Source organism: Enterococcus sp. 6D12_DIV0197 (genome assembly GCF_002174385.1).
GTDB classification, from domain to species: Bacteria; Bacillota; Bacilli; order Lactobacillales; family Enterococcaceae; genus Enterococcus_D; species Enterococcus_D casseliflavus.
The window spans coordinates 1,956,587-1,980,863 of the sequence record NZ_NIBN01000001.1 but is presented as its reverse complement, the minus strand read 5'-3'; the positions used below and the strand labels follow the sequence as shown (position 1 = coordinate 1,980,863).

Annotated in this window: 20 protein-coding genes; 4 read left to right on the top strand and 16 right to left on the bottom strand. The window is 42.1% G+C overall.

Annotated features, from left to right (window positions below; all coding sequences use genetic code 11):
- Positions 1–6: 6 nt before the first annotated feature.
- The 9 genes from A5867_RS09060 to A5867_RS09020 form a co-directional block, all read right to left on the bottom strand.
- The gene (locus tag A5867_RS09060; protein ID WP_087627421.1) at positions 7–1,170 is read right to left on the bottom strand and encodes an FtsW/RodA/SpoVE family cell cycle protein; all 1,164 of its coding nucleotides are present in this window, start codon (positions 1,168–1,170) and stop codon (positions 7–9) included.
- A 2-nt stretch (positions 1,171–1,172) separates the two neighbouring features.
- Positions 1,173–1,472: a YlaN family protein gene (locus A5867_RS09055; RefSeq protein ID WP_010748186.1), complete on the bottom strand. Its 300-nt coding sequence runs from the start codon at positions 1,470–1,472 to the stop codon at positions 1,173–1,175.
- Between the two features lie 369 nt (positions 1,473–1,841).
- The gene (locus A5867_RS09050) at positions 1,842–2,876 is read right to left on the bottom strand and encodes a diacylglycerol kinase (RefSeq protein WP_010748185.1); all 1,035 of its coding nucleotides are present in this window, start codon (positions 2,874–2,876) and stop codon (positions 1,842–1,844) included.
- A 10-nt stretch (positions 2,877–2,886) separates the two neighbouring features.
- Positions 2,887–4,317 (bottom strand): Asp-tRNA(Asn)/Glu-tRNA(Gln) amidotransferase subunit GatB, encoded by a 1,431-nt coding sequence (gene gatB, locus A5867_RS09045; RefSeq protein WP_005225979.1) that lies wholly within the window; start codon positions 4,315–4,317, stop codon positions 2,887–2,889.
- Positions 4,314–5,786: an Asp-tRNA(Asn)/Glu-tRNA(Gln) amidotransferase subunit GatA gene (gatA, locus tag A5867_RS09040; RefSeq protein WP_087627420.1), complete on the bottom strand. Its 1,473-nt coding sequence runs from the start codon at positions 5,784–5,786 to the stop codon at positions 4,314–4,316. Before gatA ends, gatB begins: the two co-directional genes overlap by 4 nt.
- Positions 5,786–6,091, bottom strand: coding sequence for an Asp-tRNA(Asn)/Glu-tRNA(Gln) amidotransferase subunit GatC (gatC, locus tag A5867_RS09035; RefSeq protein ID WP_005225977.1), 306 nt, complete (start codon positions 6,089–6,091; stop codon positions 5,786–5,788). Before gatC ends, gatA begins: the two co-directional genes overlap by 1 nt.
- 215 nt (positions 6,092–6,306) lie before the next feature.
- Complete coding sequence (ligA, locus tag A5867_RS09030; protein WP_087627419.1) at positions 6,307–8,337, bottom strand: NAD-dependent DNA ligase LigA; 2,031 nt, start codon at positions 8,335–8,337, stop codon at positions 6,307–6,309.
- Positions 8,338–8,350: 13 nt separating this feature from the next.
- Complete coding sequence (gene pcrA / locus A5867_RS09025) at positions 8,351–10,594, bottom strand: DNA helicase PcrA (RefSeq protein ID WP_087627418.1); 2,244 nt, start codon at positions 10,592–10,594, stop codon at positions 8,351–8,353.
- Positions 10,595–10,805: 211 nt separating this feature from the next.
- Positions 10,806–12,272 (bottom strand): alpha-amylase, encoded by a 1,467-nt coding sequence (locus A5867_RS09020; protein ID WP_015509620.1) that lies wholly within the window; start codon positions 12,270–12,272, stop codon positions 10,806–10,808.
- 205 nt (positions 12,273–12,477) lie between these two features.
- On the opposite strand from A5867_RS09020, the gene A5867_RS09015 reads away from it, so the two are divergent.
- The 3 genes from A5867_RS09015 to A5867_RS09005 are packed head-to-tail and all read left to right on the top strand — an operon-like array spanning position 12,478 to position 16,086.
- Positions 12,478–13,233 (top strand): DeoR/GlpR family DNA-binding transcription regulator, encoded by a 756-nt coding sequence (locus A5867_RS09015; RefSeq protein ID WP_005225973.1) that lies wholly within the window; start codon positions 12,478–12,480, stop codon positions 13,231–13,233.
- The gene (gene pfkB / locus A5867_RS09010; protein ID WP_087627417.1) at positions 13,230–14,147 is read left to right on the top strand and encodes a 1-phosphofructokinase; all 918 of its coding nucleotides are present in this window, start codon (positions 13,230–13,232) and stop codon (positions 14,145–14,147) included. The genes A5867_RS09015 and pfkB overlap by 4 nt, the downstream gene beginning before the upstream one ends.
- A gap of 13 nt (positions 14,148–14,160) precedes the next feature.
- The gene (locus tag A5867_RS09005; RefSeq protein WP_087627416.1) at positions 14,161–16,086 is read left to right on the top strand and encodes a fructose-specific PTS transporter subunit EIIC; all 1,926 of its coding nucleotides are present in this window, start codon (positions 14,161–14,163) and stop codon (positions 16,084–16,086) included.
- Positions 16,087–16,128: 42 nt separating this feature from the next.
- Here the strand turns inward: A5867_RS09005 and A5867_RS09000 are convergent, their stop codons facing one another.
- The gene (locus A5867_RS09000) at positions 16,129–17,460 is read right to left on the bottom strand and encodes a hypothetical protein (RefSeq protein ID WP_087627415.1); all 1,332 of its coding nucleotides are present in this window, start codon (positions 17,458–17,460) and stop codon (positions 16,129–16,131) included.
- Positions 17,461–17,589: 129 nt separating this feature from the next.
- On the opposite strand from A5867_RS09000, the gene A5867_RS17940 reads away from it, so the two are divergent.
- The gene (locus A5867_RS17940; protein WP_010748176.1) at positions 17,590–17,766 is read left to right on the top strand and encodes an SPJ_0845 family protein; all 177 of its coding nucleotides are present in this window, start codon (positions 17,590–17,592) and stop codon (positions 17,764–17,766) included.
- A 113-nt stretch (positions 17,767–17,879) separates the two neighbouring features.
- On the opposite strand, the gene A5867_RS08990 is transcribed toward A5867_RS17940, so the two are convergent.
- The 6 genes from A5867_RS08990 to A5867_RS08965 all read right to left on the bottom strand — a co-directional run bounded on the left by A5867_RS08990 (position 17,880) and on the right by A5867_RS08965 (position 24,276).
- Positions 17,880–18,761 carry a helix-turn-helix transcriptional regulator gene (locus A5867_RS08990; RefSeq protein WP_087627414.1) on the bottom strand — a complete coding sequence of 294 codons (882 nt, stop codon included), beginning with the start codon at positions 18,759–18,761 and terminating at the stop codon, positions 17,880–17,882.
- A 171-nt stretch (positions 18,762–18,932) separates the two neighbouring features.
- On the bottom strand, positions 18,933–19,517 hold the full coding sequence (yihA, locus tag A5867_RS08985) for a ribosome biogenesis GTP-binding protein YihA/YsxC (protein WP_005225967.1): 585 nt from the start codon (positions 19,515–19,517) through the stop codon (positions 18,933–18,935).
- Positions 19,518–19,586: 69 nt separating this feature from the next.
- Positions 19,587–20,831: an ATP-dependent Clp protease ATP-binding subunit ClpX gene (clpX, locus tag A5867_RS08980; protein ID WP_010748174.1), complete on the bottom strand. Its 1,245-nt coding sequence runs from the start codon at positions 20,829–20,831 to the stop codon at positions 19,587–19,589.
- 226 nt (positions 20,832–21,057) lie between these two features.
- Positions 21,058–22,341, bottom strand: coding sequence for a trigger factor (gene tig, locus A5867_RS08975; RefSeq protein WP_005225965.1), 1,284 nt, complete (start codon positions 22,339–22,341; stop codon positions 21,058–21,060).
- 119 nt (positions 22,342–22,460) lie between these two features.
- Positions 22,461–23,408 carry a hypothetical protein gene (locus A5867_RS08970; RefSeq protein ID WP_015509612.1) on the bottom strand — a complete coding sequence of 316 codons (948 nt, stop codon included), beginning with the start codon at positions 23,406–23,408 and terminating at the stop codon, positions 22,461–22,463.
- Positions 23,409–23,445: 37 nt separating this feature from the next.
- Complete coding sequence (locus tag A5867_RS08965; RefSeq protein ID WP_087627413.1) at positions 23,446–24,276, bottom strand: RDD family protein; 831 nt, start codon at positions 24,274–24,276, stop codon at positions 23,446–23,448.
- Position 24,277: the final 1 nt, after the last annotated feature.

Below are 24,277 nucleotides of genomic sequence, written 5' to 3'. Positions count from 1 at the left end.
AATTGATCAATAATTCAAATAAACCTGTTTCCTCTTTTCTTCGGCACTGATATTTAACACAAAACCGATACAAATCGATAGCATCAGCAAGCTTGATCCACCTTGACTTAGAAATGGGAAAGTGATTCCCGTCAACGGGATCAAACCAGTGATTCCACCTAAGTTGATAAAAATCTGAGACATAAATAATGTCCCTATACCTATACACATCATGGAATTAAAGGGATCTCTTGAACGGATACCGACAAGAAAGATTCGTCCCACCATATAGAACAAAACACCTAAAATGATGATCGATGGAATCAGCCCTAATTCTTCCATAACGATCGAAAATATATAATCGGTGTGCGCTTCGTTTAAGAAGCCACGTTTTTGGATACTATTTCCAAGCCCGCGCCCGAACAGCCCACCGTTGAACATTGCGTAATACCCATTAACCATTTGATGACCTGTATCGTATTCATCAGCAAACGGGTTCAAAAAAGATGAAAAACGACTATAGACATAGTCGGGTAAAAGCTTACCACCGGTTAGATTCACAAACAAGACGATCAACATACTACCGATAATACCTGCCACACCTAATATTAAGGTATACAGGTAATTCAATCCGCTAGACAATAACACGACAAATGCCAGCAACATAACGATTACAGCATTCCCTAAGTCGGGATAAAGTGCCATGATCCCGGTGTAGACAAAAACGATTCCGATTGGACGCCAAACCGTTTTCCAAAATTCTTGTTGGATACCTTTTTGACGATAAGATAGCGTCACCGATAAAAACCAAATCACAATAAACTTTAAATACTCTGCTGGTTGAATGGAAAAGCCAGCAATCGATAACCAACCGAGTGCCCCATTTCTTCTTGGGAAAAAGAAGGCAGCGATCAATAAGAACAAGATGACGATCATGGCGATCTGGACAAATTTTTTGTTCCGAAAAACATCCGTTTTCATTTTATACATGACAGTGATCGCTATTAGGCTCACCAACCAAAATAATGTTTGATTGATGACGTAAGAAGCAGCTGTGGTCGGTTGTGTGGCGGTCATCGCAACGTAAGATGTGGAACTATAAACCATCATCAAGCCCGTGACACACATAACAATATATGGTAATAAAATACTATAATCTAATAAATGTCTTTTCTTTACTTTCTCTGGCAAGTTTATGCCTCCTTGCCGATGTCAGGTGTCCGCTGGTCCTCGTAGACCTCGCTATACAATTGGTTCAAATCTTTTTCAAGATCCGCCATCAATTGCTGCCCTGTTTGATTATCAACGATCCCCAAGCGGATCGCAAATGCCACTTGCCGTGATAGACCATACATCTGGGTATCAACCACTTCTTCAAATGCTTTGCATTGTGCGATACATAAACTATTTTCTTGGTTTCGGATCAGCTTTTTGATTCGTTCTGCGTCATCTCTCAGCAGATCAAGCGCTTTTGTAGAATCGATTTGCTCCATTCCGGTCCCCCCATTTCTTCGTTTCACCATTATAGCATATTCTTATTCGCTTTTGCATCCATAGATTGGATAGAAATACGGAAATAACGAACTTTAATGAGCATATATTCGAAAAGTTCGCTTTTTGATGATTATCATTCGTGTTTTGGAAATTTTATTCGTTTTATTTATATGATCCGTGCCCGATCTCGTGAAACAAAGACAAATAGTGAAACACTTTATAAAAAACATCCTTTACTAAAATTTAAGAAAAGCTATTCTATCAAGTATTCGAAAAAAATCGGTGCCTGCTTTTCCACAATTACGTTTTAAAAAAAGAACAGGTCCAAAAGTCCCTGTTCTTTCAACTCGCATGAAAAGAAAAATCGTTTACTTTGTTTCGTCGCCGATCTTGCCATCCCCATTGATGTCCTCATCGGAAAGACGTTCGACTTCTTTAATAAAACCTTCGCTCATCTCTTGATAATTTTGCTCACCAACGACCGCATCGTCAGGGATTTGATCGACATTTGCAAAAAACTCAATATGATTGTGTAGGTTTTCAAAGCGCATAGGAGCATCTCCGCCGTATTCGCCATCAAGGTTGATCATTAAACGATTGACCTGTTCTGGTGCGTCTACTTCAAGAAAAGATGTTTTCGTATAAATCAGACGACGATCGTTGATGTGTTTTCCACCATTCATCATTAAAGCAACTAAGTGGACGATCTCAAAAATATTGGCCGTTTTGACAATGATCAACGAAAATTTCCCATCGTCAAGCTTTGCATCAGGCGCAATCTGTTCAAAGCCCCCCACTGAATTCGTCAGCCCTAAAAAGAACATCGACGCTCCGCCAATGTATTCTCCGTCTTCATACTTTAGATGCATCTTGATTGGTTTGACACGAGGGAGTAATTCCGCTCCTTTTGCTAGATAAGCTAAGTAGCCAAAAACACTTTTCAGTTCAGAAGGAACATCGTAGGTCAATTCCGTTAAGTGCCCACCAGCAGCAATGTTGATAAAATACGTGTTGGGTGTTTTTCCGACATCCATTTTCACTGTCTGCTGCTTCAAAATCACTTCCGCAGCTGCTTTGATATCCGTACGGGGAATCTTTAGCGCTCGTGCGTAGTCATTGGTCGTGCCTCCAGGAATGATCGCCATTTTTGGTCGCTTTTCTAAAGGAGCGATCCCATTGACGACTTCATTGATCGTGCCATCCCCACCGGCAGCTACCACCAAATCAAAACCAGCTTCGCCGGCTCTTCTTGCTTCATCACGAGCGGAAAATGGCGCAGCGGTCGTGGCAAATGCACTCGCCTCATAACCGCCAGTTTCCAAAACATCTAAAATATCTGCTAAGTTTTTTCGAATCAATTCTTTCCCAGATGTCGGGTTGTAGATTACTCTTGCTCTTTTCATCGCTTGCCTCTTATCGCTTTGCTAGTTCTTCTTGCAACAGCTTATTCACAACGCCTGGATTCGCTTGTCCTTTGGTTGCTTTCATGATTTGACCAACTAAGAAACCGACTGCGCGGTCTTTTCCGTTTTTGAAGTCATCGACGGATTGTTGGTTATTATCTAATACTTCATTGATCATTGGTAGTAATTGCGCAGGATCTGATAATTGGATCAATCCTTTGGCTTTTACGACTTCTTCAGCGTCGCCGCCGTTTGTGATCAACTCTTTGAAGACTTTTTTCGCAATCTTCGAACTGATCGTGCCATCGGCGATCAAACGAATCATTCCCGCTAAATTGTCTGGGGTTAATTTCGTTTCTGGCAGTTCCAATTTCTCGCTGTTCAGATACGCTGAAACTTCACCCATCAACCAGTTAGAAGCTTGTTTAGGATCAGCACCAGCATCGATGGTTTTTTCAAAGAAATCGGACATTTCTTTTGATAAAGTCAAGACCATTGCATCATATTCTGGTAAGCCCAATTCAGAGATGTAACGGGCACGACGTTTTTGCGGCATTTCTGGCAAGCTTTGACGTACACGTTCGATCCATTCATCATCGATCACAAACCGTGGGATATCTGGTTCTGGGAAGTAACGATAATCAGAAGAACCTTCTTTGACACGCATCAATAAGGTTTTGCTGGTTGCTTCATCAAAACGTCGAGTTTCTTGTTGGATCTCGCCTCCAGAAAGCAATACTTTGGCTTGGCGTTTTTCTTCAAATGCCAACCCTTTTTTCACGAAGGACATAGAGTTTAAGTTTTTCAGTTCTGTTTTTGTTCCGAATTGTTCTTGGCCGTAAGGTCGCAACGAAATATTCGCATCACAACGCATGGAACCTTCTTCCATCTTCACATCGGATACTTCTGTAAACAAGATGATTGAACGCAACGCTTCTAGATACGCATATGCTTCTTCTGGTGAACGCATATCCGCTTCGGAAACGATCTCGATCAAAGGGGTTCCTTGACGATTTAGATCAACATAAGAATAACCGCCTTTGCCGTGCATGTTTTTCCCAGCATCTTCTTCCAAATGAACTCGCTCGATGCGAATCTTTTTCTTTTTGCCTTCCACTTCGATCTCGATCCACCCATCATGACCGATCGGTTGATCGAATTGCGAAATTTGATACGCTTTTGGATTGTCGGGATAGAAATAGTTTTTGCGGTCGAAATGCGTTTCTTTTGAGATTTCACAATTCAGCGCAAGCGCAGCTTTCATCCCAAATTCGATAGCCGCTTTGTTCATTACTGGTAAAACACCTGGATAGCCCCAGTCGATCACATTCGTGTTGCTATTTGGTTCAGCGCCAAAGTGAGCAGGTGCTGGAGAAAAAATCTTTGATTCTGTTTTTAATTCTACGTGGACTTCAAGCCCAATGACTGTTTCGAAGTTCATGCCTTATCCCCTCCTAAAATCACTGGTTTTTTCGTGTGGAAATCAGTTGCTTGTTCAAAGGCATAAGCCGCTTTATACATGGTTGCTTCATCAAAATGTTTCCCAATGATCTGCAAGCCGACTGGCAGTCCTTCAGAAAAACCTGCTGGGATCGACATCCCTGGCAGTCCTGCTAAGTTCACAGGAATGGTTAAAATATCATTCAAGTACATGGTGATCGGATCATTGATGTTTTCTCCAATACCAAATGCTACCGTTGGGGAAGCTGGGCCAATGATCAAGTCGTATTGGCTGAAGACCTTATCGAAATCTTGTTTGATCAACGTCCGTACTTGACCGGCTTTTTTGAAGTAGGCATCGTAGTAGCCAGCACTTAGTGAAAACGTACCTAACATGATCCGGCGTTTTACTTCTTCCCCGAATCCTTCACTGCGAGAATTGACATAGACATCTTCTAGATTGCTGACATTTTCTGAACGGAAACCATAACGAATACCGTCAAAACGTTGCAAATTAGAACTTGCTTCAGAAGAAGCGATGATATAGTAAACGGCTACCCCGTATTTTGAGTGTGGCAAGCTGACTTCTTCCACAGTCGCTCCTAACTCACGGAAAGTGTCCGCTGCTTTTAAGATTGCTTCTCGAACGCCTGCTTGGATCCCTTCACCTAAGTATTCTTTTGGCAAAGCGACTTTCATACCTTTGATATCACCCGTCAAACCTGCTGTAAAATCAGGAACAGCAGCGCCTGCTGACGTACTATCTTTCGCATCAAACCCACTGATGGCATTTAATGCAAAGGCATTGTCTTTCACACCACGCGTCATCGGACCAATTTGATCTAAAGATGATGCAAACGCGATCAGACCAAAACGAGAAACCCGTCCGTAGGTTGGCTTCATCCCGACGATCCCATTGAAAGCTGCTGGTTGACGAATCGAACCACCCGTATCGCTACCTAATGATAGGGGAACTTGTCCAGCTGCAACGGCAGCTGCCGAGCCACCTGATGAACCACCAGGTACTTTTGTTTCGTCCCAAGCGTTTTTCGTTTTCTTAAAGAACGACGTTTCGGTACTTGCGCCCATGGCAAATTCATCCATATTTAACTTACCAACTGGAATCATGTCTGCTTGGTAAACTTTGTCCATAACGGTCGCATCGTAAATTGGATCAAAATTACCTAAGATTTTTGAAGCAGCTGTTGTCCGCAAATCTTTGGTAACGATGTTGTCTTTGATTCCGATTGGAATTCCCGCCAACACATTGCTTTCAGTGATGCCTTTTTGATCGATGGCTTGTGCCAATTCCTGCGCTTTTTCTTCATTCAACGCTAGAAACGCATCGACTTTCGGCTCTGTTTCTTTAATGCGAGCAAAGGTTTCGCTCGTTAAGTCTGTTGCAGTAATTTCCTTTGACACTAATAAGCTGTGTAATTCTTCTAAGCTTTTTTTATATAATTCAGTCATTAGGCACCCGCCTCCCCATTATCAATGATTGCAGGCACTTTGATAAAGCCTTCTTCGGATTCTGGAACATTTTTCATTAATTCATCACGGTCCCAGCCGCCGGTCGTTACATCTTCACGCATCACGTTAATCGTTTCTGCGACATTCGATGTGAATGGTACTCCTGTGGTGTCCACTTCTTCAAGTGTTTCAACCATATCAATAATTTTCCCTAGCTGAGAGGTAAACTCATGTAATTCATCGTCTGAGAATGAAAGTTTTGCTAGTTTGGCAACGTGTTTGACTTGTTCTTCGCTGATCGCCATAAAATCCTCCTCTTTCTCGTATCCGTAATCTACGTTTACGTTTTTCCAATGTATTGTATCATTTTTTTAACAAATCATGAAATAGAATTTGAAAATTATCAAATATAATTGTAAATAAAAGCAGAAATCATTTCTTTCCTCGTAGTGCAGGGAAGAAATGATTTCAATTAGACAAGAAAAAACAACTGCTTCTCGTCTGTGACAATGCTTAAAGGTTATTGATCTGCCGAATGACTGCCTTCGATCGCAGCCACCATTTGAGCTTCATCCCAAACAGTGACACCTAGGGATTGTGCTTTGGTCAGTTTGCTGCCTGCCTCTTCCCCAGTAACAACGATGTCGGTCTTTTTCGATACACTCCCTGTTACCTTCCCACCGAGATTTTCAATTCGTTCCTTGGCTTCTTCACGAGTGAAGTGACTTAATTTTCCTGTTAAAACGACGGTTTTCTCTTTAAATGGTGATTCGACGTCTTCCAACTGTTCATTTCTAAGCCCCAAATAAGCAAAGTTGACACCCGCTCTTTCAAGTTCATCTAACAGGTCGTGAACTTCTTGATTGTCAAAATACGTGACTACACTTTCAGCAATCGTTGCGCCGATAGCTTCTAGCGAAATGATTTCTTCTTCCTTGGCTTTGCTGAGCGCCCGCAGATCACCGAAATGTTCTGCTAAAATCCGAGCCGCTTTCGCACCGACATGACGGATGCCTAGCCCAAAAATCAAACGTTCAACCGAATTTCCTTTACTTTGATGAATCGCCCGCAACAGGTTATTGGCTGATTTCTCTTTGATTTTATCAAGGGTCAACAATTGTTCTTCTGTTAAAAAGTACAAGTCGGCCACATCTTTAACTAAGGATTTATCGAACATTTGCTCTAAAACACGGGGCCCTAAACCGTCAATGTTCATAGCATTCCGTGAAACGAAATGGCTGAGTCCTTCTTTGATCTGTGCTGGACACTTTGGATTGATACAACGCAAGGCAACTTCTTCATCTAAATGGATCAGCTCACTCCCACATTCGGGACAATGTGTAGGCGATTCAAAGGGTTGACTTGCCTCTGTGCGTTTTTCTTCCAAGACTTTCGCAACCTCTGGAATAATGTCCCCCGCCTTATAGATGATGACCGAATCGCCAATGCGGATGTCTTTCATTTTAATGAAATCTACATTATGGAGACTGGCACGGCTGACCGTCGTTCCAGCAACACGAACAGGGGTCATAACAGCGGTCGGTGTCACAACACCCGTCCGTCCCACGGTCCATTCGATCGTTTCGATCACTGTTTCCGCTTCTTCCGGTGGAAACTTATATGCCGCCGCCCATCGGGGTGCTTTTACGGTAAAGCCTAGCGCATCTTGATCTTTGAAATTATTGACTTTGATGACTACGCCGTCAATCTCATAGGGAAGCTCACTGCGCTTGTCATGAAACTCTTCGATATATGCCCAAACCTCATCGATGGTATGACACACTCTGCGTTCGTGATTTGTACGAAAGCCTAATTGATCCAGTTCATTCAATGCTGAAAATTGATCATTGGCTTCAATTGGTCCAAAGTCAGCTAGTGTGTACAAGAAGGTGCTTAAGTTTCTTTGGGCTGCGATCCGTGTGTCTAATTGTCGCAAGCTTCCAGCCGCTGCGTTTCTAGGATTGGCAAAAACTTCCGCCCCTTCTTCTTCTCGCTGTTGATTCAATTTCAAAAACGAAGCCTTTGGCATATAGCATTCGCCACGAACTTCCAACGAGATCGGTTCTTTTAATTTCAGTGGAATCGATTTGACGGTCTTTAGGTTTTCTGTAATGTTTTCACCTACCGTACCATCTCCTCGAGTTGCTCCCCGAACAAAGCGCCCTTCTTCATATTTCAAGGAAATTGACAATCCATCGATCTTTAACTCGCAGACATAATCTACCGCTTTCCCCAGTGCTTTTTGAACACGGGCATCAAAAGCCACGATTCCTTCTTTGTCAAAGACATCGTTCAGGCTATACAGCGGAATATCATGCGTGACCTTTTCAAAGCCAGGTAAAATGATACCGCCTACTCGTTGGGTGGGTGAGTCTTCGGTTACTAGCTGCGGATAATTGGTTTCAATTTCAACCAGTTCTGCATATAGCTGATCATAGAGATAATCTTCCACGGAAGGCTGATCTTTTACATAGTATTCGTAAGCATACTGATTTAATTGTGTGCGCAGCTCTTCTGCTCGTGATTGGATTTCTTTTGAAGGGACATCCATCCTAATATCCTCCTTATTTTTCAACTTTTTCAATCGGCGCAAAGGCCGCCAACAATCGTTTGACGCCTTGTTGTGGGAACGCCACATCTAATTCAACATCTTGCGCGCTGCCAGTCGTCCGAACGACGGTACCGATTCCCCATTTTTTATGTTGAACTTTCTCGCCTACTTGCCAAGTATTACCAGCTGCAGAAGTCTGTTGTTTAGAAGCGACGGTCGTTTGACGCGGTTGTGTATAGCTCGGTTTGAACACTTTTGGTTGAAACGGTGCAGCAGCTTTCGGCTGTGAACGCTCGCCTAATGATTGCAGCAGATCTTGTTCGATCTCTTCGATAAACCGAGACGGACGATTGTATTGGGTCCGACCGTATAATGTTCTGGAAAAAGCGTTGGTCATAAAGAGCTCTTCCTCGGCACGAGTGATTCCCACGTAAGCAAGGCGCCGTTCTTCTTCGAGCTCGCTTTCTTCCATTAAGGCACGAGAAAGCGGGAAGATATTTTCTTCCAACCCAATCAAAAATACCACTGGAAACTCTAGTCCTTTTGCAGCATGCAAGGTCATCAAAGTCACTTGACTACTTTCTTCTTCATAACTATCGACGTCTGACAATAAAGCTAAGTCATTTAAGAAAACACTCAACTTCTCATCTGGTGCATCTGCATCGTCTTCGTTTTGCGCCTCAAATCGTTTGTCGAATTCTTGGGTAACCGATAAAAATTCTTCCAAGTTTTCAAGTCTAGCTTGTGCTTCTAAATTATTCTGGTTGACTAACTCTTGACGATAACCCGTTTTTTCTAATATTTCTTTCGTCAGTTCGGTTACTGATAGGTAAGGAACCATCTGGGCGAAGCCATCCATCATCATCCCAAAGCTCCCTAATTCTTTGCCAGCCTTTCCAGAAATATTCGCTAACTCGACGTTCATGGCTGCTTCTAACAATGACCATTCATGAAGATTCGCAAACGCTCGTAGTTTCTCGACGGATGTCTCACCGATCCCACGTTTTGGTACATTGATGATACGCTCTAAGCTGATGGAATCTCGCGGATTGGCGATCGCCGATAAATAGGCCAAAATATCACGGATTTCTTTGCGGTCATAGAATTTTCTGCCGCCGACCATCGTATAAGGAACGTTGGCTTTTAAAAGCATTTCTTCAATGATCCGTGACTGGGCATTGGTCCGATACAATATCGCAAAATCACCGAATTTACGGTTCTTTTCTGCAATTTGTTTTTGCATTTCACTGACGATAAATCGCGCTTCATCTCGTTCACTATCCCCGCGATAATAAGTGATCTTTTCCCCATCATGATTTTCTGTCCATAGATTTTTATCTGGACGGTTGCGGTTATTTTTGATTACTTGGTTTGCCGCATTTAAAATCGTTTGCGTTGAACGATAGTTTTGCTCTAACAAAATCGTTGCGGCATCTGGATAGTCCTTTTCAAAGTCTAAAATATTTTGCATGTTGGCACCACGCCAACCGTAAATACTTTGGTCCGCATCCCCAACAACACAAAGATTTCGAAAACGAGCGGCCAATAAATTGACCAGCGTGTATTGGGCGTGGTTGGTATCTTGGTATTCATCGACATGGATATAGTGGAATTTCCGTTGATAAAATTGCAGCGCATCTTCATTGTCTTGGAAGAGGCGGATCGTATTCATGATTAAATCATCGAAGTCCATGCATTGATTGTTTCGCAGCTCTTTTTGATATTTTTCATAGCAACGACCTACGATCTGCTCAAATAGACTACCTTCCATGGCTTGGTAAGCTTCAGGTGTCAACAGCTCGTTCTTTGCATGAGAGATCGTTCCCAAAATAGAACGAGGATCATATTTTTTGGGATCGATATTCAATTCTTTTAATACCCGTTTCATCAGTGTATTTTGCTCAGAAGAGTCAATGATGGTAAAATTCTTCGAATAGCCAATACGATCAACGTCCCTGCGCAAGATTCTGACACACATCGAGTGGAAGGTTGAAACCCAAACGTCTTCTCCACCCGATCCTAATAGTTGACTGACCCGTTCCTTCATTTCACGTGCCGCTTTATTGGTAAATGTGATGGCTAAAATATTCCATGGATTCACATTTTTTTCTTCTATTAAATAGGCGATTCGGTGGGTTAGGACACGGGTCTTCCCGCTTCCTGCACCTGCCATCAGCAGCAACGGTCCTTCCGTATGCATAACGGCTTCTTTTTGCCGTGGGTTCATGCGTTCAAGTAATTCACTTTTGGATGACATGATTTTAAACATCCTTTCTTTCTCAATCTTCTCAATTATAGCATTATCCGGGAAAGGGGAAAACCGAACGCTTTGAAAACTTTTAATTAAAAGCGCTTTGATTTTTTCCCTTACGATTCATGCGATTTTTCAAGAGAAAGCAGGCTTGGTTTGTTTACATAATAAAAAGGCTGTAAACCTACCAGCCTTTTTATTCGTTTGAAGATTTTGGTTAACTAAAGTACTTCTCTACTAGTTTTTCATTTACATAAATCGAGACTTGCCCATCATTGACCGGGAAAACACCTTTTCCGGTATCATCTAAAACAACTTTCGCTTCATTGTTTCTCAATATATCCACGAATGTCTCTCCACCATGGATCGCACTGATAGTCATTTCTTTTTCCGCTCCTTGGGCATTGGTCATCACGACCGCTAATCCAGAAAGCTCATGTTCATAATCGCCAGTTAATACCCAGCCAATGCAATTAGGATCATCGAAATAATCGACTTGATTCCCGAATGCAAGCTTCTCCCGAAGTTTCAGCATATGGACCAGCGCATCCCCGACAGGGGCGATTTCTTGCGCGGGAATCCCAAATAAATCCCCCCAGAAAACTACTGGTACGCCAGCTTTACGTAAAAGGATCAATGAATAGGCATGGACTTTGAACCATCCGTCTATCCAAGATTGTAAACTTTGCCCAACCTGCGTGTCATGATTATCCACAAAAGTCACTGCATAATCTTCGCGAGCGGCGGTCAACGTACCTGCAAAAATTTGGCTCATATCGTATTCGCCATTTGAGTGAGATGCTTCATATAAATTGTAGTGCAATGGCACATCAAATAAATAAATCAAATTTCCTGAAGAATCCAAATACTCTTCTAATTTTGGCAGATCCCCTGACCAATATTCTCCGACAACAAATAGTGGTTTGCCTTTTTCCTCGCGTCGGTTTAAAATCCAATCCGCGTAATAGTTGAACTCAATGTGTTTGACCGCATCTAGTCGATACCCGTCAACGCCGGTCAGTTCTTGGTACCATTGGCCCCATTTATTGAGTTGTTCCACTGTTTCGGGATTTTCCATGTCCAAATCACAACCCATTAAGTAGTCGTAATTGCCCATCTCATCATCCACTTGGTTTTCCCAGCCCTTATCAGCGAAGTTAAAAATCCCGTGGTCTTTGTTGCGGTCATCATAATCGACACCAGAAAAATTATGCCACGTCCAAACGTAATCATTGTACGTCCCCTGACGTCCTGGGAAAGTGAACTTGGTCCAAGCTTCGATTTCTTCCTCATCACTGATCGGTTCATTACGGTTTTCGGTATTGTATTTAACCGCTGGAACGACTTCTTTTTCATCGGCACCAATCAAGTGATTGAAAACGATGTCGGCATAAACCTCTATTCCTTGTTCTTGCAGTGCTTTGATGGCTTCTAGGTATTCATCCTTTGTCCCATATTTTGTTGGCACCGACCCCTTTTGATCGAATTCGCCTAGATCATAATAATCATAGACACCATACCCAACGTCTTCGGACCCAGCTGTCCCTTTATAGGCAGGCGGCAGCCAAATTGCGGTAAATCCATACTCTTTGATTTCTTTACTCATTTCTTTCAATTTGTTCCAGTGCTGGCTATCTGCCGGCAGGTCCCATTCGAACCCTTGTAAAATGACTTTGTTATTCATTTATTTATCCCCCCTTACTTCAATTAAGCCAAATAATAGTAAAAATTGTCAAATATAAGGATAGCTATTAAATCAAAATGACGGTTATCATGACCGTTTATGACCGATTCCATTTATTGACGCTTTCATTTTGAATGTTTTTTACTGTTTATGATTGATTTTGAACGAATCATATGGTATCATGGCAGGTGAAGAGGTGATGAAAATGCTTACAGAGGAGCGTCATCAAGCGATTTTGGCACGATTGGAACAAGAAGAGATCGTCAAGGTCAGTGAACTGATTCAACTGTTAGATGCTTCAGAATCAACGATCCGTCGAGACCTGCAAGAGTTGGAAGACAAAGGATTTTTAGTCAGAATTCACGGTGGAGCCAAGAAAAGTCAGCAATTAGGCTTCGAACCAAACATGTCAGAAAAAACGGCGAAGTTTCAAACGGAAAAGCAAAAGATAGCAAGAGCAGCTGCCCAGACGATCAAAAATGGTGAAGTCATTTACTTAGATGCTGGCACAACGACCCTCGAAATGATTCCTTTCCTATCGGCTATCACAGGCCTTAAGGTGGTCACAAACTCCGTCAAACACGCTTCCCTATTGATCGATCACGGGATCGACACCATGATTTTAGGGGGAACCATTAAGATATCGACGAACGCTGTGTTAGGGATCAATGCTGGTGAGCAACTGCGAAAACTACGCTTTAATCGTTGCTTTATGGGCATGAACGGGGCTCATTCTGAGGCTGGATTCACAACACCTGATCCTGAAGAAGCCCTGATCAAGCAGATCGCTTTAGAGCACAGTCAACAAGCCTATGTCTTGCTAGACCATTCCAAATTTCAGCAAACGACTTTTGCTCAAGTTGCCTTTATCGAAGGTGCGACGATCATCACCGATTATTGCCCAAAAAACTATTTAGCGAAATTCAGAGCAAAAACAACCATTATGGAGGTAATACAATGATTTACACAGTAACACTCAATCCATCGATCGACTTTATCGTCCATGTCGATCATTTGGAAATCGGCGCCCTTAATCGAATGAAACAAGACTTTAAACTACCTGGCGGCAAAGGAATCAATGTCTCACGGATTTTGAAACGCATCGACATCGCCTCGACTGCCCTTGGTTTCGTTGGCGGATTTACTGGTCGTTTTATTGAAGAGTGGCTGACCAAAGAGGAAATCCGCAGCAACTTTACCCAAGTCGCTGCGGACACACGAATCAATATCAAACTAAAATCCGGCGAAGAAACAGAAATCAACGGTCTTGGTCCAGTCATTCGCCAGCAAGAAATTGCTGAATTGAAACACCAATTAGCCACTCTTTCTGCCGAAGACATCGTCATCCTATCAGGAAGTAAACCAGCTGGTCTTCCAACCGACTTTTATAAAGAATTGATCAAAATCGTTAAAGAAGCGGGTGCGGAATTTGTCATTGATACGACCGGCGCGGAACTTTTTGATGCTTTATCCGATCAGCCTTTGCTGATCAAACCAAATAATCATGAATTAGCCGAACTTTATGAAACTTCTTTTTCAACAATCGAAGATATTTTGCCTTATGGTCAAAGAATGCTAAAGGATGGCGCTAAAAATGTCATTGTCTCTCTAGGCGGCGATGGCGCCCTGCTCTTTACTGGCAATGAGATCTATCGATCCAATGTTTTGAAACGACCTTTGAAAAATTCAGTTGGCGCTGGAGATTCCATGATTGCTGGATTCATTGGGCGTTATGCAAAGACCAAAGATGTGGTTGAAGCATTCAAATGGGGAGTCGCTTGTGGCAGTGCCACTGCGTTTTCAGATGATTTAGCTGAGGCGTCATTTATCGAAGAATTACTACCGGAAGTCATAATTGAACAAGTGAATCTATAGGAGGATGGAAAAAATGAAAATCAATGAGTTGATGCTGAAAGAGTCCATGATCATGGACTTACAAGCAACAGACAAAAAAGGTGCCATTGATGAAATGGTAGCAAAATTATATGCTGTCGGACGAATTTCAGATATCGAGGTCTACAAAGAAGGAATTCTTGCCCGAGAAGCTCAAACATCAACAGGGCTAGGTGACGGCATCGCAATGCCTCATGCCAAAAACAGTGCGGTCAAAGAAGCGACGGTCTTATTCGCAAAAAGTAATGCGGGTGTTGACTATGAGGCGTTAGATGGACAACCAACGTACCTCTTCTTTATGATCGCAGCACCAGAAGGAGCAAATGATACTCATTTACAAGCATTAGCAGCGCTATCTCGCTTGTTGATCGATCCGGATTTCGTTGCTAAATTAAAAACAGCGACGACTGCTGATCAAGTACAGCAACTTTTCTCAGAAGCTGAGGCACAGCAAGAAGCCGATGCTTTAGCAGAAGAAGCGGCAAACCAAGAAGCAGCACCCGCTAGCGAACGTCCCTATATCGTCGCAGTTACAGCTTGCCCGACAGGAATCGCCCATACCTACATGGCAGAAGATGCTTTGAAAAAGAAAGCCAAAGAGCTGGGTGTTGACATCAAAGTCGAAACAAATGGTTCAGAAGGAATCAAAAATCGTCTAACAGAAGCTGATATCGCCCGAGCTACTGGTGTAATCGTAGCTGCTGATAAAAAAGTAGAAATGGATCGCTTTGACGGCAAACATTTAGTAAACCGTCCTGTCAGTGATGGTATCCGTAAAACCGAGCAATTAATCAATGAAGCAATGAGCGGTACTGCTCCTGTTTTTCATGGTAGCGGCCAAGCTTCTGATAAAGAGGACGCTTCTGCTGATGGTTCAGTCGGTCAACGAATCTATAAAGATTTGATGAATGGTGTTTCTCATATGCTGCCATTTGTTATTGCCGGTGGAATCATGATCGCTATTTCCTTCATGGTGGACCAGTTCATGGGTGTCCCTCAAGATGCCTTGAGTCAATTAGGAAACTACAACCAAGCAGCTTCTTGGTTCAATCAAATCGGTAGCGCGGCATTTGGTTTTATGCTACCTGTCTTAGCTGGATTTATCGCTTCAAGTATCAGTGACCGACCTGGATTGATCGTCGGTTTTGCAGCAGGTGCGTTAGCAAATACAGGTGGTGCTGGTTTCTTAGGTGCCTTGATCGGCGGTTTCTTAGCTGGTTACGTCATCAAGTTCTTACGTTCATTATTCAAAGGCTTACCAAAATCATTAGAAGGAATCAAAACGATCCTCTTCTACCCTGTTTTCGGCCTATTGATCACTGGCTTCTTGATGTTACTGATCAACGTGCCAATGAAAGCTATCAACGACGGTTTGAACAGCTTCTTGACTGGCTTAAGTGGTACCAACGCAGCTTTACTTGGCGCTTTGTTAGCAGCGATGATGGCAGCCGATCTAGGCGGCCCAATCAACAAAGCCGCTTATGTTTTTGGTACTGCAACATTGGCAACGACCGTTGCTGAAGGTGGTAGCGTCGTGATGGCATCTGTAATGGCGGGCGGAATGGTTCCTCCATTAGCAATCTTTGTCGCAACGTTATTGTTCAAAAACAAATTTACAAAAAACCAAAAAGAAGCAGGTTTGACAAATATCGTCATGGGGCTGTCCTTCGTCACAGAAGGTGCGATTCCATTTGCAGCAGCAGATCCACTGCGAGCGATCCCAAGCTTTATCGTCGGTTCTGCCCTGACTGGTGCACTTGTCGGTGCCTTTGATATCCAATTGATGGCGCCACATGGTGGGATCTTCGTTGTCCTATTATTATCTAAACCAATTTTGTTCTTGCTATTCATCTTGATCGGTGCGATCGTTTCTGGCGTCGTATTCGGTTTGTTGAAAAAAGCGCCTGAGCAAACAGCTTAATTGAAAAGACCCACAAGATCCTCGTGATCTTGCGGGTCTTTTTCATTCTTGATTGGTAAAAAGCTGCTGCTCGACTAGCTTTTGGGTGTTCATAAAATACACTCGTAGTTTTTTCCCATCCTTCTTTAGATTGACCCATGTATATTTGCGCGTGCGGTGCAGATAGCCAAAATGAACATCAGGCATGGCCGCTTTCAAAGCATCTAGCGGTAAGTGCTTCAAAGCAGTCTCCGGCAAATAAAATTGCAGGCAAGCAGTATAGTCTTTAAAACGATCCTCTGAATATTCAATCTCAAGATGGCTACGAATATAGAATGAATAAGCCTCTACTCCATCGTCTATCGTTAGATCTGGCTTTAATACGATATAATCCATCATGCGCAACCGCTCTTGATCCACCCAAGGAAAATACGCTTGGGCATTCAAATACCCTTTCACTCTCCGCTCTTGATACTCTTCGTTCACGAGGTCGAAGCTTCTGGTGACAAAATGTGTCGCGCTTCGTTTTGTTGTTGGCTGCAGTCGATCATTTTGGTATTGGATGGTTTGGATCAAGTGATCGCCAAAGGCATATTCAATATATGGTTCTCTCAAAATACCGACCCCGTTATCCCAAGTCAATTGATCGATTCCAGTTTGATCGCGAAACAATCGCTGGTAGGATAGATTCAATTCGTGATCCCACTGGAAAGGATCTCGATACAATTCCACCATCACAACCCCTTGGTCTCTTACCTGCACTTGCTCCACCTGCTGCGCATCAGTAATGATCACCTGAGGAATGATATGCGCGTAGAATGCCGAAAAGTACATGCGCCAGCAAGAAGTCAGTGTATAGCCATTGTAAAAGACGTCGTAACCAGAAAACTGATTGCAGTCGATGACGATTTCTTGTTCAAAATTTTTCCGCTTCGGTAACGCGTTGATTTCAGCAATCGATTGAAAATTTTGCCTTTTCTCGATTCCCTCGACGTTATGCATCAAGTACTCATCATATGAACGCAAATAGCCGAACAAGCCATCTCTTTGCATCGTTTCATCGAAGTAACTTAAAATCACGGGTTTTTGCGTGGAAAATACGTCTTTCGTAAACAGGTGCCGTTGTAAAACAGCCTCTTGAATGATATGGATACTGGACTCATTTTGGCCGTCCGTCACAATCAATTCCGTATTGATTTTTTCAGGGGCGCTATGCAGTAGTTGACTGACCTCATCCAAATCATAAGGTTTCTTTGCTTGCTGATTGTAGTAGTATTCCGTCGGCTGATAGCTAAGACGAACCAAAGCGAACCAATTTTCAATCAACAAACGCAACTGTGCTGCTTCCATTTGGGTTGATTGTAGAAAGCCATAGATTTTTTCAGTTTTGATCATCGCTACCCCTCTTTTCTATCCCCTTTCTTTAATTATAGTAAAGGGGGAAACGATTGAACACTATTTCGCTTTTTTTTGATGAAATCTACCACCGTTCGTGGTAAACTTAAGGCGCTTGGAGGTGAACCTATGGGCTTAAAATTCCAACGAGAAGACTCGCTAGATAAAATGTTTGATGATTTTGCCTTTCTTCCCGATAACGACAAAGACAAGAAAAAGCAGGAAAACGATATTGAGCGTTTCTTGAAAAACGAATCTGATGAAAAGAAAAAAACACAACCTAAAGATAGTAAGAAAGCAGACTAATAAAAAAGGCAAAGGACGCGTCAGTCCCTTGCCTTTTTTTACTTGTCGAAATAGAAAATGAGCCACTGAAGCTACATAAGTTCAACGATCAGAATCATCATCTAGAGGTTTTCTTATAGCTCTTCATACAACATGCTTTGACGTAATCGCACCAAGCCAATGGTCAACAAGCAAAGAATAAAAAAGATGGTTGCTAAGATCGTCATCACGAAGATCACCACAAAAATCGGTGAGCTTGTAAAACGAATCATTGGTTCAAAGATAGTGGTTTTAATCAAATCAGGGATCTCAGAGACTAAGAGTTGTTGAATCGCTTGGTTAAAATCTTCCGTTGATGAATTTGCGGGCAAAACAGCCATAAAACTCCCTACACCATAATTTGCGACCCCAATCCAAGCAAATGCGACATTTGCTAGAGCGAGCCAGCCAACGCCAAGATTACCGACAACGATCGAACCGATCGCAAGATTGCCAATCCCAACTAATAAGCCAAAGCAGAGATTCCCTATTGCAATGACACCGATACTGACTGTCCCAATTCCCAACATTCCGAAGGACAATAAGCCAATCGATAAAAAGCCTAAACTGACAACCCCCAAAGCAATAATCCCTTTGGCTTTGACACCAAGGCTAAACCAGCCGCTGGCAGTTGGTAGCTCTTTGATCAGCACAAAAAACGCTCGAACACTCGTCACTTGATTCAGTAATAAGAATAAATTGGGAATCAAAATGTGCATTAACGGAAGCCGCAGAACCGTCCGTTCACTTTTGTATTCATAATAGTAGGTTTCTTTCTTTTCTTTTAATAGGTCTTCCACTGGTGTGCCTAATAAATCGGCTAGACGGACCAATGTCTCGATGTCTGGCAACCCATTTCCTCGTTCCCATTTTGAAATGGCTTTATCAGAAACAAATAACCTCGCAGCTAATTCCTTCTGTGTTAAATTATATCTTGATCGATACTCTTTTAATTTTTTACTTAATGATTCATGCATTCGACCACACCTCCTTGTTACAAGTTTAACAAATAACAAGGTGATTTTCGCTAAAATGGAGCAAATTCAGCACTCTACGCTGCGTAGAATAGCTTAAATCAGCTGATTTCCACTGTAAAATGAGAAAAACCGAAGCAAAGGACTTTCTTGCTTCGGTTTCCTAAATGATACTTATTTTATTGCTGCTTCAATCGCTTTCCACGCTTCTTCTTTTCCTTGTTTGGTAATGGAAGAAAAGAGGATAAACGTATCTGCTGGATCAAAGGATAATGCTTTTTTTATCATGCTTTCATGCTTGTTCCATTTCCCGCGAGGGATTTTGTCTGCTTTGGTGGCGACCACGATCACTGGAATCTCGTAGTATTTCAAAAACTCATACATTTGAATATCTTCTTGTGAGGGGGCATGACGTAAATCAACAAGAGATACGACTGCACGCAGCTGCTCTCTTTGTTCAAGATATGTCTCAATCATTTTCCCCCATTTCGCTCGCTCTGTTTTCGATACTTTTGCATAGCCGTAGCCGGGGACATCGACAAAATGCAGCGTATTTTCAATCAAATAAAAGTTCAGCGTTTGCGTCTTCCCAGGTTTTGATGAGGTACGGGCTAAATTTTTACGATTGATCAATGTATTGATGAAGGATGACTTTCCGACATTTGAGCGGCCTGCTAAGGCAATCTCCGGTAAAGGTGTAGCTGGATATTGTGCTGGAGAAACGGCACTGATGACGATTTCAGCATCATGTACTTTCATCGAATCGCTCCTTTCTATTTTTTCAAAAAGAAAGCCGGATAGCAATGAAACTATCCGACTTGGTCTCGATTAGACTGCTTTTTTGGTCTCTTCATTGTAAATGATTTTTGGTTCACCAAGTCCTTTTGCCGCTTCTTCCGTGATGGTGACTTTTTGGATCGACTCATCAGAAGGGACATTGAACATGACATCCATCATGATATTCTCGATGATCGAACGCAACCCACGAGCACCGGTATTTCGCTCAATGGCTTGCGCAGCAATGGCACGCAAAGCCTCTGGCTCAAATTCAAGCTCGGTGTCATCTAATGCCATTAACTTTTGGTATTGTTTGACCAGCGCATTTTTTGGTTCAGTCAAAATATGCACCAAATCATCTACTGTTAATTTCTCTAGGGCAGCCATCACTGGCAAGCGGCCAATAAATTCAGGAATCAAACCGAATTTAAGCAAGTCTTCAGGAATGATTTGCTGCATCACACTTTCGCCTTCTTCAAGACGCTTATTGTTCGTGCCAAAACCAATTGTTTTTTCACCTAAACGGTTTTTAACGATGGTTTCGATTCCGTCAAACGCCCCGCCAACGATAAAGAGAATATTGGTGGTATCAATTTGGATCATCTCTTGATGTGGATGTTTCCGTCCACCTTGTGGCGGTACACTAGCAGTCGTTCCTTCTAGGATCTTCAGCAATGCTTGCTGTACGCCTTCACCGGATACGTCACGAGTAATCGATACATTTTCACTCTTACGGGCGATTTTATCGATCTCATCAATATAGATGATTCCTTTTTCTGCCATTTCTACGTTATAATCAGCAGCTTGTAACAGTTTCAAAAGAATGTTTTCCACATCTTCACCGACATAGCCGGCTTCTGTCAAACTGGTTGCATCAGCGATTGCAAAAGGCACGTTTAGTGAACGTGCTAACGTTTGTGCCAAAAATGTTTTCCCAGAACCTGTTGGTCCGATCAAGCAAATATTGCTTTTTTGTAATTCTACATCTTCTGCTGTCGTTTCTACATTGACCCGTTTGTAGTGATTGTAAACCGCTACAGCCAATGTCCGTTTCGCACGATCTTGTCCAATCACATATTCATTGAGAACATTCAGTAGTTCTTGCGGTTTCGGCACTTCGGTAAATTCACGAATTGCTTCTTCGTAAAACTCTTCATCAATGATTTCTTTACACAAATCGATGCATTCATTACAGATATAGACCCCAGGACCTGCAACGATCTTTTTCACCTCTTCTTGCGTTTTGCCACAAAAAGAACAACGAACAGCTTCATTACCGTTTGTATTATCGTACATACTGTTCACCCCTTGAAAATTTTCCAACCTATTTAAAGGAGTGGAATTTTGTTTACTAACTTTGCAGTCTTAAACAATCATATCATAACTTTTTTGAAAGAAAAAGTTCTTTTTACGTTGCCTAACGTTTTCTTATCATTTGTTAGTAATTGTTAAACTAGCTCCTCTTACTCCCAAGAAAAAACGGCAAACACCGCTAGATGTTCGCCGTTTTTAAGCATGTTGCTTACGCTTCTTTTGCAGTACCTGTGACAAGTTCAACTGCTTTCTTCATCGTGATATCATGTTTCAACATGTCTTCTGTTAAGACGCGTTTGATTTGATCCACTGGCATGTTGTAAGCTTCAGAAAGTTCTTTGATTTCGTTTTCGATATCTTCTTCTGTTGCTTCCAAACCTTCTGCTTTAGCGATTGCTTCAATAACAAGGTTTGTTTTCACGCGGGTTTCTGCTTCACCTTCAAATTGTGTGTGCAGATCTGCTTCAGTTGAACCAGTTAATTGATAATACATTTCTGGTGAGATTCCTTGACGTTGCATGTTGTTCAAGAATTCATCCATTGAACGGTGTACTTCATCATGAACCATTGAATGTGGTAATTCAACGATTTCTGCGTTTTCAACTGCTTGACGGATCGCAGCTTCATCTTTTGCATCTTCAGCTGCTTTTTCTTTTGTTTCAGTCAATTCAGCACGGTATTTTTCTTTTAATTCAGCTAATGATTCAACGCTGTCATCAACGTCTTTTGCGAATTCATCATCTAATTCAGGAAGTTCTTTTGCTTTTACTTCGTGAACAGTTACTTTGAAGACTGCTTCTTTACCAGCTAAATCTTCTGCTTGATAATCTTCTGGGAAAGTAACGGTAACGTCTTTGCTATCCCCAGCTTTTGTTCCTACTAATTGTTCTTCAAAACCAGGGATGAATGAGTTTGAGCCAAGTTCAAGTGAGTAATTTTCACCTTTGCCGCCTTCAAATGTTTCTTCCCCTAAGAAGCCTTCAAAGTCGATAACGACTGTGTCGCCATTTTCAGCTGCTTCGTCTTCTTTAATAACTAATTCAGCTTGTGCTTCTTGTTCACGTTTGATGCGTGCATCCACGTCTTCTTCTGTGACTTCACGGTCTTGTTTTTCAACTGTTAATTCTTTGTAATCACCAAGTTTTACTTCAGGTTTCACAGTAACTTCTGCTTTGATAACCCAATCTTGGCCTTTTTCCATGCTGTCAACGTCGATTTTTGGTTGCGCAACAGGATCGATCCCTGCTTCTTTTACAGCAGCTTCATAAGCTTCTGGAAGAACAGCGTTCAATGCATCTTCATACAACGCTTCTTCGCCGTACATACGGTTAAATACTTGGCGTGAAACTTTCCCTTTACGGAAGCCAGGTACGTTAAGATTGCCTTTCACTTTATTGAATGCAGTCGTCAAGCCTTTTTGGATTTCTGCTTGAGCGATCGTAAATGTCAAAACACCATCATTGGTGCCTGTTTTTTCCCATTTTGCAGTCATTTATTTCCCTCCGAATATTAATTGATTTACATATGAAATAGCTTCATGCATACCTTTAAATAGTACACTAACGTTGTTTAATTGTAAACATTTTACCATGAAAGTTGCGAATTTTTCTTTCAGCGAATGCTCAATCGTAGGATATTGCGTAGGTGTCGTTTGCGTTCTTCTATTTCATTCACTGCTTTTGGCTGTTCTTTTTCTTCAAATAACCCACGATAATCTTCAATGTAGCTTGCCACCCATGCTTTTGCCTCCTCTTTTGCAGGTAAAAATGGGTAGCTGATGGCTAAATGATCATTGATCTCTGCTGAGACGCTTTCTGCTAAAATCGGATCTTCTTGGGCGATCGTTTCGTCAATCTCTTTCTGGATCGCTTTAACAGCGGCATCTTCTTGCAAAAGTTTTAACTCTTTCGGAACGATTTGCTGCATATTCCCAAGGTAATCGATCAGTTCAAAAGGTTCGTCCACTTCAAGACGCACGAGCTCATCCACTAATTTGGGCAGTAAATATGGATTTTTGATGGAAGCTAACGTTTCATGCATCAGCGTGACAAATTGTGGTTTGGTAATGGCTTGGGTAAAAACGTGCCATTCTGTTGCACTCACCGGTTGATTGGCTTCATCTAATGCACGTAAATGCTTGCGTTTCCCATGAAAATCTTCCAGTCCTAAAATTTGCTGAACTTCTTCTACCTTTGCTAATTCACTTGCTAACTGTTCCTGATAGCGGCTTGCAATTTTTGTTTTTTTACCTAATGTAAGCCAGCGCCGAGCTTTTAAATACTGACCATCCAAGATCAGCAGATGACCAATTTGTAAATACCCGTCGGTTTCTTTTAAATAGTCATCCAAATAGTCTTCCGCCAGATCTAACGCTTTGGCAAAATCATTCAACTGCTGCAGACATTCAACAAGCCATTGATTGATCTCAAAACTGGCATTTTTTTGATAGAGCTCATTGTACAGGCGAAAAGCTTGCAAAAACTCCTTTGACTGGTAGGCTTTTTCTGCCGCCAGCCGAAGCCGTTCATTTGGTCCTGGGAAATCAATCGTCTCACCCATTCTCGATCCCTCCTTTACTACTTGCTTGATCTGCTAGTTAGTTTTGTGCGCCAATCATTACGTGATTGGCATCCACTTGTTTATTGAAAGCTTTGATCAGATTAATGGTCACCACACTGGTTTCTGCAAAATAATCCGCAGCCTGCTGCTTATTTTTATTAAAGACGATTGGTAAGTAACCGAGATAAAAGAAAAGATTGAATTGTAATACGTAGCGTCCGCAAAGCTCGCGAATCAACACAGTTTGCCAGCTGAGTTCTTCCTCTACAAAAGAAACCACTCGAATGCCAAAAAGCATTTTCCCAATCGTTTGACCATGATTTAGCTTTGTCATTAGAACAAAATAGCCTAGATAGATTGCTAAGGCACAGAAGTTGTAAAGGCCAAACCGCTGACTGGTTGCCGTTAAATTCGCTAGATTGTAGATACTACCGATCGTTATTTGGGTAATCGCTCGGATCACCAATACATCAACGAGATAAGCAAAGAAACGAATCCAAAACCCAGCAAAAAAGTAGCTAGGAAAATCATTGAAGAACCGTTTGTCTTCTGCCTGTTTTTCAGGTTCTTCATACCGTTGCCAGGCTTGTTGTTTTTCCTCGATCTCGCTTTGGGTATACTCTTCTTCCCTAAAAGACGTCAAGACTTGTTGGTAAAAATCATCGGGATGATTTACTTGTGTGTTCCTCATCGCTTTGTTGGCAGTTACTGGTTCGGTTGTTTCTGAAACCTGCGCTTCAGTTTGCACATCCGTATAATTGGTTGACGGTGTCGAGGTTTCCCGCTGTTCCCTTTGATCGATTGACGTACTTGTGTGATTGTCATCCGTTGACGATGTGCCAGCGGAATACTTGTTTTTCTCTGTCATA